This window comes from Micromonospora sp. WMMD975, assembly GCF_029581215.1.
Taxonomy (GTDB): Bacteria; Actinomycetota; Actinomycetes; order Mycobacteriales; family Micromonosporaceae; genus Micromonospora.
This window is the reverse complement of record NZ_CP120739.1, coordinates 1,047,607-1,061,980: the sequence shown is the minus strand read 5'-3', so window position 1 is coordinate 1,061,980 and position 14,374 is coordinate 1,047,607. Positions and strand designations below refer to the sequence as shown.

The 14,374-nt window shown below is 72.2% G+C and carries 15 protein-coding genes; 11 read left to right on the top strand and 4 right to left on the bottom strand.

All coding sequences use genetic code 11. The features are described from left to right. Window positions 1-135: 135 nt before the first annotated feature. Window positions 136-1,092, bottom strand: a complete 957-nt coding sequence (locus O7613_RS04825; protein ID WP_282292368.1) for a hypothetical protein — start codon at window positions 1,090-1,092, stop codon at window positions 136-138. Window positions 1,093-1,378: 286 nt separating this feature from the next. Continuing rightward, complete coding sequence (locus O7613_RS04820; RefSeq protein WP_281584003.1) at window positions 1,379-2,410, bottom strand: sigma-70 family RNA polymerase sigma factor; 1,032 nt, start codon at window positions 2,408-2,410, stop codon at window positions 1,379-1,381. A 105-nt stretch (window positions 2,411-2,515) separates the two neighbouring features. Between O7613_RS04820 and O7613_RS04815 the strand changes: the two genes are divergently transcribed. From O7613_RS04815 to O7613_RS04795, 5 genes are all read left to right on the top strand, one after another. Then, a complete protein-coding gene (locus O7613_RS04815; protein ID WP_282292366.1) occupies window positions 2,516-3,334 on the top strand; it encodes an alpha/beta fold hydrolase in 819 nt (272 codons plus the stop codon). A gap of 160 nt (window positions 3,335-3,494) precedes the next feature. Beyond that, window positions 3,495-4,379, top strand: coding sequence for an aminoglycoside phosphotransferase family protein (locus tag O7613_RS04810; RefSeq protein WP_281584005.1), 885 nt, complete (start codon window positions 3,495-3,497; stop codon window positions 4,377-4,379). 170 nt (window positions 4,380-4,549) lie between these two features. Then, window positions 4,550-5,008 (top strand): helix-turn-helix domain-containing protein, encoded by a 459-nt coding sequence (locus tag O7613_RS04805; protein WP_282292363.1) that lies wholly within the window; start codon window positions 4,550-4,552, stop codon window positions 5,006-5,008. 91 nt (window positions 5,009-5,099) lie between these two features. Then, entirely contained in the window at window positions 5,100-5,453 is a 354-nt protein-coding gene (locus tag O7613_RS04800; RefSeq protein ID WP_282292361.1) for a hypothetical protein, read from the top strand. Beyond that, window positions 5,450-6,517: an alpha/beta fold hydrolase gene (locus O7613_RS04795; RefSeq protein WP_282292359.1), complete on the top strand. Its 1,068-nt coding sequence runs from the start codon at window positions 5,450-5,452 to the stop codon at window positions 6,515-6,517. The genes O7613_RS04800 and O7613_RS04795 overlap by 4 nt, the downstream gene beginning before the upstream one ends. A gap of 25 nt (window positions 6,518-6,542) precedes the next feature. On the opposite strand, the gene O7613_RS04790 is transcribed toward O7613_RS04795, so the two are convergent. Then, the gene (locus O7613_RS04790; RefSeq protein WP_282292358.1) at window positions 6,543-7,535 is read right to left on the bottom strand and encodes an FAD-binding oxidoreductase; all 993 of its coding nucleotides are present in this window, start codon (window positions 7,533-7,535) and stop codon (window positions 6,543-6,545) included. Between the two features lie 95 nt (window positions 7,536-7,630). Continuing rightward, window positions 7,631-7,885 (bottom strand): DivIVA domain-containing protein, encoded by a 255-nt coding sequence (locus O7613_RS04785; RefSeq protein WP_282292357.1) that lies wholly within the window; start codon window positions 7,883-7,885, stop codon window positions 7,631-7,633. A gap of 101 nt (window positions 7,886-7,986) precedes the next feature. Here O7613_RS04785 and O7613_RS04780 point away from each other — a divergent pair, with 101 nt between their 5' ends. From O7613_RS04780 to O7613_RS04755, 6 genes are all read left to right on the top strand, one after another. Continuing rightward, on the top strand, window positions 7,987-8,868 hold the full coding sequence (locus tag O7613_RS04780) for a helix-turn-helix transcriptional regulator (protein WP_282292355.1): 882 nt from the start codon (window positions 7,987-7,989) through the stop codon (window positions 8,866-8,868). A 4-nt stretch (window positions 8,869-8,872) separates the two neighbouring features. Further along, complete coding sequence (locus O7613_RS04775; RefSeq protein ID WP_282294481.1) at window positions 8,873-9,055, top strand: DUF397 domain-containing protein; 183 nt, start codon at window positions 8,873-8,875, stop codon at window positions 9,053-9,055. 64 nt (window positions 9,056-9,119) lie between these two features. After that, a complete protein-coding gene (locus O7613_RS04770) occupies window positions 9,120-9,302 on the top strand; it encodes a DUF397 domain-containing protein (protein ID WP_281590395.1) in 183 nt (60 codons plus the stop codon). Window positions 9,303-9,420: 118 nt separating this feature from the next. Continuing rightward, window positions 9,421-10,008, top strand: coding sequence for an AAA family ATPase (locus O7613_RS04765; protein WP_282292353.1), 588 nt, complete (start codon window positions 9,421-9,423; stop codon window positions 10,006-10,008). A gap of 294 nt (window positions 10,009-10,302) precedes the next feature. Next, entirely contained in the window at window positions 10,303-10,770 is a 468-nt protein-coding gene (locus tag O7613_RS04760; RefSeq protein ID WP_282292351.1) for a GNAT family N-acetyltransferase, read from the top strand. 341 nt (window positions 10,771-11,111) lie between these two features. Further along, complete coding sequence (locus O7613_RS04755; protein ID WP_282292349.1) at window positions 11,112-14,366, top strand: hypothetical protein; 3,255 nt, start codon at window positions 11,112-11,114, stop codon at window positions 14,364-14,366. Window positions 14,367-14,374 lie beyond the last annotated feature (8 nt).

Below are 14,374 nucleotides of genomic sequence, written 5' to 3'. Positions count from 1 at the left end.
GCTGGAGCTGCTGTTTCGTGAGGCTACGAGGCGAGCTACCGGGGATCATATAGCCGCCCACCGATGATTGGTATAGCAGTTAACGTCGATGTAACGGCATCCGACAAGATGACCTGAGCAAATTGCGGGCCGAGGTCACGCCGGCACCGCGTCCCACAGCGTCCGCATCGACCGGATGGCCGACCGGGTCTCCTGGAGATACTCGGCCGTGGTCAGCGACTGCCGCAGGCGCGCGTCCGGCACCGCCGCCGGGTCGACACCCACCGTCTCCACCGCGCAGCCGTACGGAATGCCGAGCGTCCGGATGGCATCCGCCTGCTGGAACGGTACGAAGTGCTCGGTGGTGATCAGGAGGATGCGTTCCCCCGGCTGCGGCCGGGCCCGGGAGTCGGCCCAGTATGCACACGTGTCGGCGGTGTTGGCTCGCCGGTTCGGGTCGGACGACGGCGCGGCCAGGACGCTCAACCGCCGGCCGTCGGGAGCGTCGTAGTCGCGGGTCAGGGTTGACGCACCGACGTCGCCCCGCGGGCGGTAACCGGGGAATGCAGCCCGGACCGCGACGTCCATGGCGTCGAACTCGGTGGGGCAGGCGTCGACGCCTAGGTCCCCCGCCAGGGTCTGCTCCTGCGTCGAGGTGGGACGGAGGCTGCCCAGGCCGCACAGCGTGCCGCCGGTGACCCGGCCGCCGAGCAGCGCCGCCGCGTGCCGGGCCCGGATCAGGCAGCTGCGGAGCAGGCCACCGTGGATCAGGACGTGCTCGTACCGGTCCTGGCTCGGCACGCCGCGGTGCCGCAGGCCGAGCGCGGTGACCGCCGCACGCACCCGCTCGGTCACGTCCGCGGTGAAGTCCCGCCGCAGGGCGGTGGCGCGTTCGCCGCCACGGCGGAAGTCCCAGTGCCGGGCCGAGATCTCCCCCAGCCCGCGGAGCACATCCCCACGGAGCACATCCCCGGTCGGCCATCTCTCCTCGAAGCACTCGACCAGGTCGCGCATCGCGGGCGAGGTCGCCCAGGCGGCGATCTCCGCACGCAGGGCCACCGGATCGCCGTGCCGGCTCCATCGTGGCAACCCGATCCGGGCGTACGCGGTCATGGTCCTCGCCTTTCCACGAGCGATGAGATTCGGGCCGTACGGCGGTCTGATCCGGGTGACCACACTCGTGCTGCGGCTGGCCGATCGGACGCCGACCCGCGCGGAGATCGCGGTCCGCTGCGCCGAGCTGGCCGAGACGGTACGCGGTCGCGAGCGGGGTGTGGTGGTCTGCGACGTGTCCGCGGTGACCCGGCCCGACGTGGTGACGGTCGAGGTGCTGGCCCGGCTCCGGCTGACCGCCCGGCGGTTCGGGTGGCGGTTGGAGGTCCGCGGCGCGGGCGTCGGCCTACGCGACCTGGCCGACCTGCTCGGGCTGGCCGACGCCCTCTTCGAGCCGGGCCGGCAGACCGAAGAGCGGGAAGAGGCGGTCGGTGTCGAGGAAGTGGTTGAGCGAGGTGATCCGCCCGCCGGAGAGCCCGATCACGATCAGCGACCAGGGCACGTGCCCTGAGTCGGGGTCGCGCCGGTACTGCCCGAACGCCGGCATGCCGTTGGCGGCCACCGGCACCAGGCGCGAGCCACGGCAACCGTTGCCCGTGCCGGTCATCCAGGCCGTGATGTGGTCGGGCCCGCGCAGCCACAGCGGCACCGGCGGCATCGACAGCGTCGCGTCCTCGTGCAGCAGCTCGGTGAGCGCCGTCAGGTCGTACGCCTCGAATGCCCGCACGTAGCGGGTCAACAGCGCCTGCTGCTCCTCGTCGAGTGGCCGGCGCACGTCGGCGGCGGTGTCGGCGGACGCGAGCGTGGCCCGGGCGCGTTGCAGCGCGCTGTTGACGCTCGGCACGGAGGTGTCGAGCAGGTCCGCGACCTCCTGCGCCGACCAGGCCAGCACCTCGCGCAGGATGAGCACGGCCCGCTGCTTCGGTGGGAGGTGCTGCAACGCCGCGACGAACGCCAGCCGGACGGACTCCCGCCCGGCGATCACCTCGGCCGGGTCGCCGGCCGAGGGCAGCACCCGGTCGTCCGGCATCGGGCCGAGCCAGATCTGCTCCGGCCGGGGCTCGCCGGGGTGGGTGGCGGTGCCGCTGCCGGCCGGGCCGAGGTCCATCGGCCGGACCCGGCGCTGCGCGCTGGCGGCCATGTTCAGGCAGACGTTCGTCGCGATCCGGTAGAGCCAGGTCCGCAGCGCGGACCGCCCCTCGAACCGGTCGAAGTTGCGCCAGGCCCGGACGAAGGTGTCCTGCACCGCGTCCTCGGCCTCGAAGGCCGACCCCAGCATCCGGTAGCAGTAGCCGGTCAGTTCCGACCGGTACGCCTCGAGTTGCGTCTCCACGGGGACGCTCGCCACCTCGCTCACCTGTTCGAAACTAGCCCACATGCTGCGCGAACGCGAGCACCCGAAGTCGGGTGGCGCGCACCGATGAGTTCGCCGGGCGGGTCCGGTCCACCAGTCGTCAGCACGGAACATGCGAAGGAGCATCCGATGGCCACCATCGAGACGAGCGCCCCCGGGCGGTACGCCGACGTCAACGGCCTCCGCCTCTACGTCGAGTCGCACGGGTCCGGCCGGCCGATGATCCTGCTGCACGGCGGGCTCGGCTCGGGCGAGATGTTCACGCCGATCCTGCCCGCGCTTGCCGCAGGGCACCAGGTGATCCTGGTGGACCTCCAGGGGCACGGCCGCACCGCCGACATCGACCGGCCGCTCGACATGGCGCTGATGGCCGACGACATCGCCGCGCTCATCGACCACCTCGGCCTGGACCGGCCGGACCTGGTCGGCTTCTCCCTCGGCGGCGGCGTGGCGATGCACGTGGCGTTCCGGCACCCGGAGAAGGTGGGCCGGCTGGTCTCCGCGTCGGCGCACATCCGGCGCGACGCGGTCTACCCGGAGCTGCTCGCGCAGCAGGGCCAGATGAACGCCGCAGCGGCGGAGTTCCTCAAGGAGACCCCGATGTACGAGTTGTACCAGCGGGTGGCGCCACGCCCGGAGGACTTCCCCGGGCTGCTCGACAAGATCGGCGCGGCGATGCGGGTGGACTTCGACGTCACCGAGCAGGTGCGCGCCCTGCGGGTGCCGACGCTCGTGGTCGCCGCGGACGCCGACATGGCCCCGCCGAGCCACTACGTCGAGGTGTTCACGCTGCTCGACGGTGGACTGCGGGACGCCGGCTGGACCGGCGAGGGCCGCCCGGCGGGCGGGCACGCGCTGGCGATCCTGCCCGGCCTGAGCCACTACGACCTCCACGACTCGCCGCTGTTCGCCGCCGTCACGCTCGCCTTCCTCGACGGGGGCCGCTGAGCCACCGCCGCCGGGGCGTCGCCGCGTCGTGCACGGGGGACGATGGGGCGACGCCCCGGCAGCGGGCAGGTGGGCGCGGGTCGGCCCGCGGCGGCGTCCCGCAGCGTGCCGCGACCCGAACTCGATTGACGGGACATCGAGCGGGTTCTACGGTCCCGCGATGCGCCCTGGAGAAATTGTCGTCACGGTCCAGCAGGTGCGCGCCCTGATCGACGAGCAGTTCCCCGAGTGGTCGGACCTGCCGGTCGTGGCGCAGCCGCTCAACGGCACCGATAACGCGCTGTTCCGGCTCGGTGACTTTCTCACGGCGCGGCTGCCGCGGGCGCGGTGGGCGGTCGACCAGGTGACGACCGACGCGACCTGGCTGCCGCGGCTGGCGCCACACCTACCGGTGCCGGTGCCGGTGCCGATCGCGGTCGGGCAGCCGGGCGGGGACTACCCGTGGCCGTGGACGGTCGTCCCGTGGCTGGACGGGCACAATCCGGAGGTCGGGCGGGATCTCTCCGACCTCGCCGTCGACCTCGCCGGCTTCGTGCACGCGATGATCGCGATCGATCCGATGGGCGGCCCGGTCAAGGAGGGGATCCAACGCGGCGTGCCGCTGGTGCGACGGGACGAGCTGACCCGCCGCTCGATCGCGGCGCTGGGCGACCGGATCGACGGGCGGGCCGTGACCGCGGCGTGGGACGAGGCGATGGCGGCGGACGAGTGGTCCGAACCGCCGGTGTGGCTGCACGGCGATCTCCTGGCAGGCAATCTGCTGGTCGATCGGGGCAGACTCACCGGAGTGATCGACTTCGGCGGTCTCGGCCGCGGCGATCCCGCGGTCGAGGTGCGGCCGGGCTGGAGTCTGTTCGACGCCCGCGCGCGGACCGTCTACCGGGAGGCGCTCGGGTTCGACGAGGCGACCTGGGTACGCGGGTGGGCCTGGATGCTGTCGGGCTCGCTCTACTGGTTGGCGGACCTCTGGGACTCGATCAGGGCGGACGACCGCGAGGACACGCTCCGCCACATCGACCACATTGTGCGTCACCGCCACGACTGACCGGGCCGCGCCCCTGCGGTGCCGTCTACCTTGACAAGCCGTACGAGATCCAGACCTACGCGGACGCGCGGCGCTCGCTCGGTGAACGGGCGCTCGACTCTGATGAGTCCCACACGGATGAGGAACGATCGTTCTTGACTGTTCGTTCCTAAACGGTTAATGTTCTCGGCATGGGTCGCCCGAGGGGTTTCGACGAGGAAGTCGTGACGGCGGCGGCGGCCGAGTTGTTCGCCGGCCGGGCCTACGACGGGGTGTCGGTCGACGATCTCGTCCAGCAACTGGGGGTGCACCGCAACAGTCTGTACAAGACTTTCGGCAGCAAGCGGGGGCTCTATCTCGCCGCCCTGCGATGGCACATCGCGCACCGGCTGCCGGCGCTGACCGAGCAACTCGCCGCCGGCACGGGCGTCGCCGACGACCACACCCTCGATCTGCTGTTGCTGGCCGCGGTAGAGCGCGCGCCCAGCGACGTCGAGGTGGCCGCTCTGGTGGCCAAGGCGTGGCAGGCTCTGGAACAGGCCCTGCCACGGGTGCCGGCGGCTGACCGCCCACGCGCGAACGGGGTGGACGCGCTGCTGGGTGAGCGACTGCGGGCCCGCGCCGCGGCAGCACCGGCCGATCCCTCGTAACCGAACCCTCTCCCCGCCCGACGCTGCCCGCGCCGGTGCGCCACCACGCCCCGCGGCCGGTGTCGCCGGGACTTGCGAAAGGACCGTTGTCATGGCCAGTGTCCGCATCGACGGCGACGATGTCGTCGTGGAGATCGAAGGGATGGACCGGTTGTGGTCGCTCAAGAGCCGCCTGGTGATCCCGTTGGCAAACGTCCGCGGCGCCACCGCCGACCCGGGCATCGCCGCCGACCCCAAGGGGGTACGGGCACCGGGCACCCACCTGCCCGGAGTGATCACGGCTGGCACCTTCCACCAGGACGGTGAGCGCGTCTTCTGGAACATCCGTGACGGCGCCCGCGCCGTCGTCATCGAACTCGCGGACGAGCGCTACGCCCGCCTGGTCGTGGAGGTCGCCGACCCGGCCGCCACGGTCGCCCTCATCGAGCAGGCGGTGGCGCGATGATCCCGCTCGCCCGGCGGGCCGCCATCGGCGCCGTCCTGGTCGGGAGCATCGCCGCCGGGGTGCTTCCCGCCGGCGCCGCGCAGGCCAGGCCGCTCACGCCGGCCACGGACCGCGAGGTCACGTTCACCGTGGACGGGACCGTCACGTACGGCACCCTGCACCTCCCCGCCCATCGGCGGGGGCAGCGGATGCCGGCGGTGCTGTTGCTGCCCGGCAGCGGTCCCACCGACCGCAACGGCGACCAGCCGCCCGCGCTCACCCCGCACACCCTGGCCAAGCTCGCCGACGCGCTGGCGCGCGACGGGGTCGCCAGCCTTCGCTTCGACAAGTACGGCTCGGGCCGGACCGGGCTGGGCGCGTACGCCGACAAGCCGGAGACGATCGACTATCCCGCATTCGTCCGCCAGGCCGACGCCGCGTACCGGCTGCTCGCCCGCCAACCCGAGGTCGACCGGCGAGCGGTACGCCTGATCGGGCACAGCGAGGGCGCGCTGACGGCGCTGATGGTCGCGGTCGCCGCCGAACCCCGTACGGCCGGGGTCGGGCTGCTGCAACCCCTGGCGGAACGGTTCCTCGACGTGCTCGCCCGACAACTGCACGAGCAGCTCGCCGCCGCCGTCGCGGCGGGCCAGATGAGCCCGGAGGAGCAACGCGCGATCGGGCGCGCCGTCGACCGGGCCGTCGCCGACCTGCGGGCGCACCGCCCGATCGACACCAGCGCCATGCCGGCCGCGCTCGCCGCGCTCTTCCAGGGCCTCGGCGGTCCCAGCCGGCGCTACGTGGAGTCCATCGACGCCGTCGACCCCGCCTCGGTCGCACGCCGGCTACCCCCTCGAACCCCGGCGCTTCTCACCTGCGGAACCATCGACCCGCAGGTCCCGTGCGACACGACCACGCCACTGGCGACGGCGCTGGCGCGGGCGCACACAGGCGGGCCGGGCCGGGTCGTGCTGCCGGGCGTGGGCCACGACCTGACCGACCCCGCGGATCCGGACGTGCTCGCCCCGGCGGCACTCGACGCGCTGCACCGGTTCATGAGGTGCGGCGCCCCGGCCGCGCGCTGACGTCGCCGCTCGCCGCCGACGGCCGTCACCGCTCGCCGATCGTGGGCAGGCGCCGGTCGCCGGCGGGTACGGCGGCAGCGCTGAGCCAGCGGCGGGCGGCCCCGAGCATGGCGGGTGGGCCGCACACGTGGACCTGCTGGCCGGGCCGGTGGTGACGGGCGGCCAGGCCGATGGCGCTGCCGCGCTCGGACGGCCCGGCCTCGGGGTCGTCGGACAAGGCGGGCACGATCGTCAACCGGTCGTGCGCCTGTTGAAGCTTGTCGAGGGCGATCGCGTCATAGAGGTCGGCGAACGTCCGCGCCCCGAGGATCAGCGTGACCCGCCGGCCGCCCGGCGCGTCGACGACCTGTTCGACGAGGGCGCGCAGGGGCGCGAGGCCGGTGCCACCGGCCACGAGCAACAGGTCTCCGTCGCCCTCGGTCAACTCCAGCCCGGTGTCGGCGGGCGCGCCGAGGTGGAGCACGTCGCCGGGGCGTACCTCCTCGACCAGGCTGCGGGAGACGGAGCCGGCGGTCAGGGCGCGGACGTGGAACTCCAGCGTGCCGTCCGGGCGGGGCGCGTTCGCCGGGGACAGCCACCGCCACCGTCCCGGCCGGCGCGGCGTGTGCACCGGGACGGCCTGGCCGGGTCGGTGGGGCAGCCGCCGCCGCGGTCGTACCGTCAGCATGGCGATGGTGTCGACGGGCCGGTCGTGGTCGATCACCTCGACCGGCCACCACGGCGGCCCGTCGCCGAGACGGGCGGCGGTGCGCTCGATCAGCCGCCAGGCCCGCCACCAGCGCACGCCGGGCGCGGGCAGCAGGGCGTCGCCGATCGCCGCCGCGTGCCAGGGCCGAAGACCGAAGCTTCGGTACGCGGACCCGAGCGCCCGCAGCGACGCCACGCGCCCGGCGCGGTCGTCGTCGCCGTCGAGCAGCCGCCGCAGCGAGGCGTGCAGCAGCGGCGCGTCGCGTTCCGGCAGCAGCCCCGGACAACGATTTTCCACTGCGGTCCAGAATTCACAGGTCTCGTCGGTCACGAAAACCGCCAGGCGTCGGTGCGTTCGGCAGACATCGGCGGGCGCCTCCATACGGATCGGACGAGATGGGAATTGTGAATGTGGAATTCGCATGATCACGTGCCGTCCGGGACGTCCGGGTCGCGGCGGCGGCAGGCGCGATGCCGGGACTGCCATTGGCGTAGAGCCTGGCGGACACGGTCGTTCTGGGTCCGGGCGGTGATCAGATCGCGGTTCAGGCGTTCGAGTTCGTCCGCCACCCGGTCGAGATGGTCGCGGACCTGCACCGGATCCAGCCCACGCCAGCGCGTGTCGAAGGCGGCAGCGCGAACGTGGTGTGGGAGAAGGCGTTCCGGACGCGCGTCGGTCATGCCCACGATGGTCGATTCCTTACTGGTGTCGGACAATGTTTTGCCGCAGAATGCGGACCAAGGGATGAGGTGTCTTACGCGACCGCAGCAGAGGAGATGACGTGGACGACTCGGGGAGCACCGTCCCGCGTAGGCAACTCGGCAGATATCTGAGGGAGATTCGCGAAGACGCGCACATCACGGTGAGTGCGGCGGCCAAGCAGTTGGAATGGTCGACGCCCCGGATCTGGCGTTACGAAACGGGCCAGGTCCCCATGCATCCGAACGACGTCGAGGCGATGTGCCGGGTCTACGGCGCGTCCCGCGAGACGATCGAGACGATGCGGGCGCTGGCCCGGGAGACCAAGGCCCACGGCTGGTGGCACAGCTACGGCGAGGCGGTCGAAGACTGGTTCAAGTTGTACGTGGGCCTGGAAGCGGCGGCGACCAAGATCCGAAAGTACGAATCCGACCTGATCCCAGGGCTCTTGCAGACAGTCGAGTACATGACCGAGGTGATCGCCACCGACAACCCTCATCTGAGCAAGGGCGAGCAGCAGGCGAAGGTGGATGTCCGGCTGCGCCGTCAGCGACTGCTGGCTCGCGCGGTGCCCCGGGCCCCTTACCTGGACGTGGTTCTCAACGAATCGGTGTTACGTCGACCGCTGCGGGACCGGACTGCCATGGTTAGGCAGCTCGATTCCCTGGTAGTGGCCAGCCAGCGACACAACATCGGCGTTCGGGTGCTGCCGCTCAGCATCGGGCTCTATCGTTGGGCGTCGGCCGGCACGTTCACCATGCTCGATTTCCCAGACGATGTGCGGGAGCCAGAGCCAACCACGATCTACATGGACGGGCCGTGCGGCGCGGTCTACCTTGACAAGCCGTACGAGATCCAGACCTATGAGGAAGCGTGGCGCTCGCTCGGTGAGCGAACCCTCGATGCGGATGAGTCCCGTGAGCTGATCACGGAGATCGCGAAGGAGATGACCGATGGAACGTGACGGGGTGTGGCGCAAGTCGTCCCGGTCCGGCGGCAACGGGGACTGCGTCGAGGTGGCCGGCTTCGCCGACGCGGTAGGGGTACGGGACACCAAGGACCGGCGGGGGCCGGCGTTGAGCTTCGACCCGACGAGCTGGACCCGGTTCGTCGCGGCCACCCGCACCGGCCGCTTCGACAACCGGCCCTGAGCGGACGAGTCCCGTGAGCTGATCACGGAGATCGCGAAGGAGATGACCCATGGGACGTGACGGGGTGTGGCGCAAGTCGTCCCGGTCCGGCGGCGAGGGCAACTGCGTCGAGGTGGCCGGCTTCGCCGACGCGGTGGGGGTGCGGGACACCAAGGATCGGCGGGGGCCGGCGTTGAGCTTCGACCCGACGAGTTGGACCCGGTTCGTCGCGGCCACCCGCACCGGCCGCTTCGACAACCGGCCCTGATCCGCTGATGGCGAGTCGGGTGCCGGGCCGCCGGCGCCCGGGTCGTCCGGCTGCTCCCCGGCAACTCAGACCCTGCGCGACATCCTCCGGCATACCGATCCGACGCAGGAAGGACGAGATGAGCAGCAGGTTCGTGGTGATCACAGGTGGTCCCGGGGCGGGCAAGACCACGCTGCTCAACAGCCTGCGGCAAGCCGGCCACGCCTGCGTCGACGAAGCTGGCCGACAGATCATCCAGGATCAGTTGTCGATCGGTGGTCAGGCGCTGCACACTCGGGACTCACGGCTGTTCGCCGAGATCATGCTCAGTTGGGAGATCCGCTCCTACCGCCAGGCCGGCCGGCACGCCGGGGTCGTCTTCTTCGACCGGGGCATTCCGGACCTGGTCGGCTACCACCTCCTGCTCGGCCGACCCGTTCCCGAGCACGTGACAGCAGCGGCCGAGAAGTTCCGCTACCACCGGCGGGTGTTCATCGCACCGCCCTGGCCGCAGATCTACGCCACGGACAGCGAGCGACAGCAGGACTTCACCGAAGCCGTCCGCACCTACGAGGCGATGGTTGCCGCCTACACCATGCACGGCTACGACCTCACCGTCCTGCCGCGCAGCGACATCGCGTCCCGCCGCGACTTCGTCGCCCGCCACCACACCTCCGTCGATGTTGGAATAGCGGCATCTCCCGAAATTCGCGCAGCGGACATCTGAGGCACCCGGTCACACCACTCCGTCTCGCTCCCGCGCGTCAACGTCGATCTTGGACTTATGGCACCTCCGATACCAACCCGAACCGACATTCCTTGCACCACAAGCCCAAGATCGACGAGGAGACCAGCCCAACCTCACCCGCCCCGCCGGTAGCCGAGTGGGCGATCATGAAGTTGGCGGCATCAACGGAGATCAACATCGCCGTTAACCTCATGATCACGGAGGAGGAGGGGGGCGCGCGGAGTGGATTCCTCGCTGACTGTTCGCCCGGCCCGGGTCGCGGACGTCGCTCAGATGGCGCAGACGCATGTTCGGTGCTGGCAGGAGACGTATCGCGGGCTCATGCCGGACGCGGTGCTCGATGATCCCGGTTTCCCGGCCGCTCGGGAGCGGTTCTGGACCGCTGCCCTGACCGACGAACGCTATCGCGAGAACCGCGCGGCGGTGGCCGAACGGGACGGCGACGTGATCGGGATCGCGATGTCGGGTCCGCCGCCGGACGCCGTGGCGGCGTGGACACGGCAGCTCCATGTCCTCTACGTGTACGCGACCGAGCACGGCACGGGTGCGGGACAAGCGTTGTTGCGGGCGGTCATCGACCCGGCGGAGTCGGCGGCGCTGTGGGTCGCCGATCCCAACCCCCGCGCGCAGGCGTTCTACCGCAAGCACGGCTTTGTCTCCGACGGGACGATCCGGGTCGAGGGCGGCGTACGGGAGATTCGCATGGTCCGTGACGTGCGGGCGCCGTCGCCGGCGCGGTGAGGACCACGCGGTCGACGTGCAGCGGCGCGACGCGCCGACTCCCTGTTCGTCCGTACCGGCGGATGGCCCGCCGTGACCACCGTGGCCGCGTGGATCCGGTTCGTCGCGGCCACCAGCGCCGGTCGTGTCGACTGACGTCCCTGAGCGAATCCGATTCGACCACCCACTTCATCTCGCGTGACGAGATTGATGTTCTGCACCATGGAACCCGCAGAGATCTTGGAACGAAATGGCCCCTATAGGGGCCATTTCGTTCCAAGATCTCTGCGGTCGCATGCGGCGCGCGAGGACGCCCTCTTCAGGGTGCTGGAGAGCCGATCCGCCAGCACTAGGATGCGAGCGTGGCTCAGGTTTGGCGTCCGTACCGGCTGGTCGCCGCCGTCGTGGTGGTGCTGCTGGTTGGCGCGGGCGTGGCCTGGGGTGTCGACGACGCGCTGGGGCTGAGCCACACTCCGGCCGACGTGCCACGCGAGACAGGCGTCGCCGCGCCGCCACGCACGCCGGCCCCGGTGCCGCCGCTGACCTCCATCGTCGTGCCGGACCACCTTCGCACGGTCAAGGCCGCCGCAGCCGTGGCCGACGCGCTCGCCACGCGGGGCCACCCCCGCCCCACGGTCACCCGGACCGCAACACCCGCGCCAGCCCGAAATACACGCGCCGGCACAACCGATCCAGCCGGAACCGGCCGGAGCACCAGCACCGGCACAACCGGCCCGAGCGGAGCCGGTCCGAACGCGAACACGGCTCCGACCGAAACCGGCCGGAACGCGACCGCCGCGAGCATGTCGGCAGTCACCACGCTGAGCGCGGAGCTGCGCGCCAGCGACACGCCGGAGACGTACCGGATCGACGCCCGCCGGACGGAGCTGAGCGTCACCGGCGACCTCGCGGGGGTGGTGGCCGGGCTCTACCGGCTGGCCGACCGGATCCGCTCGGGCGCCGAGGTGCTGCCGGCGGCGGAGGCAGGCCGCCCGGTCGCGCCCCGGCTGGGGCTGCGGCTGACCGACGCCGGTTCGGTGGGGCGCGAGGCGGACCCGAAGGCGTTCGGCGACGACTACCGCCTCAACACCGACATCGTCACGCCCGCGCTGCTGCCCCGGGCGCCATGGGTGGACGCCACGGCGGTGGCTCGGATCGACGCGCAGTTCCGGCAGTTCGTCGACCACGCGGCGGCGCAGGGCTACAACGGCGTCGTGGTGCCCGGCTTCCTGGAGTACGTCACGTTCGAGAAGGTCGGCGACGGGCACGCGGTCTATCCGGCCGGCGACCCGCACGTGGACCGGGCCCGCGCGATGGTGGCGGCGTTCGGGCCGGTCTTCCGGTACGCCGAACAGATGGGCCTGAAGGTCTTCCTGCTCACCGACATGCTGGCGGTGTCGCCGCCGCTTGAGGCGTACCTGAACCGGACCGTGGGCGGGCTCGACACCACCGACCCCCGGCTCTGGGCGGTCTACCGCGCCGGGCTGGCCGAGCTGTTCGCCGGCATGCCGTTCGTCGCCGGCCTGATGGTCCGCGTCGGTGAGGGCGGCGAGGTGTACGCGGGCGACGGCTGGGACTACACCTCGAAGCTCGCGGTCACCACCGCCGAGGGCGTCCGCACGATGCTGCGGGCGCTGCTCGACACGGCGGGACCGGCCGGCAAGGAGGTCATCTTCCGCACCTGGACGGTGGGCGTCGGCGCGGTCGGTGACCTGCACACCAACCCGGATTCGTACGCCGAGGTGCTGGGCGGGTTCGACGATCCGCACCTGATCGTGTCCACCAAGTACACGCTCGGCGACTTCTACAGCCACCTGCCGCTCAACACCACGCTGCTCGGCGGCGCGCACCGGCGGATCGTCGAGTTCCAGGCCCGGCGCGAGTTCGAGGGGTTCGGCGCGCTCCCGAACGACCTCGGCCCGCTGCACCGGGCCGCGCTGCGCGCGTTCCTCGCCGCGAACCCGCACGTCGAGGGCGTGTGGAACTGGACCCAGGACGGCGGTCCCCTGCGCGCCGGGCCGATGTCGCTCTACCTGCGCGCCGGTTTCTGGCAGCTCTACGACCTGAACACGTACGCGGTCGCCCGGCTGGCCTGGGATCCGGACACCGACCCGGCGCGGATCACGGCGGACTGGGCGTACCGGACGTTCTCCGCCGACCCGGCGACCGTGGCGGCGATCGGGCAGGCCATGGCGTTGTCCCGCACGGCGGTCACCACGGGCCTCTACATCGGCCCGTACGCGGACACGTCGGTGCGGGCGCTCGGGCTGGAACCGCCGCCGATGATGTGGATCTTCGAGTGGGACATCCCGACCGGGGACTCGGCGGCGCTTGACAGCATCTACGCGGTCACCGGCGACCGGGTCGACGCGGCGGTCGCCGAGGGCGCCGACGCGGTCGCGACCGCCCGGCGGATGCGCGCGCTGGTCGCCGGCACCGACCCGGCCACGTGGCGGGACGCCGAGCTGCGGCAGCGCTTCGTCGACACGCTCGACTACCAGGTGGACCTGTTCGGGACGCTCGCCGCCTACCGGAGCATGGTGCTGCGGCACGCGCAGTGGCTGGACACCGGTTCCGCCACCGCGTACGCGCAGTGGCGGTCGGCGGCCGACGCGTACCGGGAGGCGCGGGACCGGCACCGGCAGCGCTACGCCGGGGACGTCGACCTGCCGGCGTACCACTTCACCGCGGCCGACCTCGGCGCACAGCGCGCGGACCGCGACCCGGCGATGGCCTGGGCGGCGCGGGCGCTGCTGGTCCTGGTCGGCGCGGTGGTGGCGCTCGGCCTACGCGGACGCGGGGGCGGGCGCGGGGGCGACAGCGGGGGCGAGCGCGGCGGCGAGCGCGACGGCGGGCCGGACAGCGGGCGCGGGCCGGGGGGTGCGGCGGCGCGGGCGTTGCTGCTCGGCGCGGTGCGCCCGGGGCGGCTGGCGGACCTGCCGACGCCGGCGTCCCGGCTGGACCGGGTGCTGGTGTGGCTGGTGCCGGCCGTGGTGCTGGTGGCGAGCCGGCTGGTGTTCACCTGGTTCGCCGCCCCCGCGCACCTGCTTGTCACGCTCGGCGCGTGGGCGCTGTTCGCGCTCGTCGCGCGCCTGGCCGTGGGCCGCCGCGATCCGTTCCATCTGTGGGCGGTGCTCGGCGGGGTGGCGCTGCTGCGCAGCGTGCTGCTGCTGGCGATGCTGGCCGCGCGCGGGCCGGGCGGCTACTGGTTCGTGTTCTGGACCGCGCCGACCCGCCGGGCGATCTACCTGACCGTCGCGGTGGCGGCGTGCTGCTGGCTGTTCGTGGCGACCGCCGTGGTGCTGCGCGACCGTTACCGGCTGGCTCGCCGCCGCGCGGTCGGGGTGACGCTCGCCGCCGCCGGGGTGCCGCTGGCGGTGCTGGCCGGGCTGGTCGTGTGGGTCGGCCTGGAACGCGCGCTGACGGTGTGGAACGACCAGATGGCGTTGCTGCCGTGGGGGCTGTCCCGCATCCTCGGTATCACCGTCTACCTGGGCATTCCGACGAGCCTGCCCGGGTACGCGGCCACGGCCGGGGCGGTGCTGACCGCCGCCGGGTTGCTGCTGTCGGTTGGTCGCCGGGCCCACGGGGTATCAACGGGACAGGAGCACCGGTGAGGAGGACG

Bases quoted from the DNA above. Each gene is read 5' to 3' on its own strand.
- O7613_RS04820 (WP_281584003.1), bottom strand. From the start codon at position 2,410: ATGTGGGCTAGTTTCGAACAGGTGAGCGAGGTGGCGAGCGTCCCCGTG.
- O7613_RS04795 (WP_282292359.1), top strand. From the start codon at position 5,450: ATGATCCCGCTCGCCCGGCGGGCCGCCATCGGCGCCGTCCTGGTCGGG.
- O7613_RS04785 (WP_282292357.1), bottom strand. From the start codon at position 7,885: ATGACCGACGCGCGTCCGGAACGCCTTCTCCCACACCACGTTCGCGCT.
- O7613_RS04760 (WP_282292351.1), top strand. From the start codon at position 10,303: ATGGCGCAGACGCATGTTCGGTGCTGGCAGGAGACGTATCGCGGGCTC.
- O7613_RS04825 (WP_282292368.1), bottom strand. From the start codon at position 1,092: ATGACCGCGTACGCCCGGATCGGGTTGCCACGATGGAGCCGGCACGGC.
- O7613_RS04815 (WP_282292366.1), top strand. From the start codon at position 2,516: ATGGCCACCATCGAGACGAGCGCCCCCGGGCGGTACGCCGACGTCAAC.
- O7613_RS04810 (WP_281584005.1), top strand. From the start codon at position 3,495: ATGCGCCCTGGAGAAATTGTCGTCACGGTCCAGCAGGTGCGCGCCCTG.
- O7613_RS04765 (WP_282292353.1), top strand. From the start codon at position 9,421: ATGAGCAGCAGGTTCGTGGTGATCACAGGTGGTCCCGGGGCGGGCAAG.
- O7613_RS04800 (WP_282292361.1), top strand. From the start codon at position 5,100: ATGGCCAGTGTCCGCATCGACGGCGACGATGTCGTCGTGGAGATCGAA.
- O7613_RS04805 (WP_282292363.1), top strand. From the start codon at position 4,550: ATGGGTCGCCCGAGGGGTTTCGACGAGGAAGTCGTGACGGCGGCGGCG.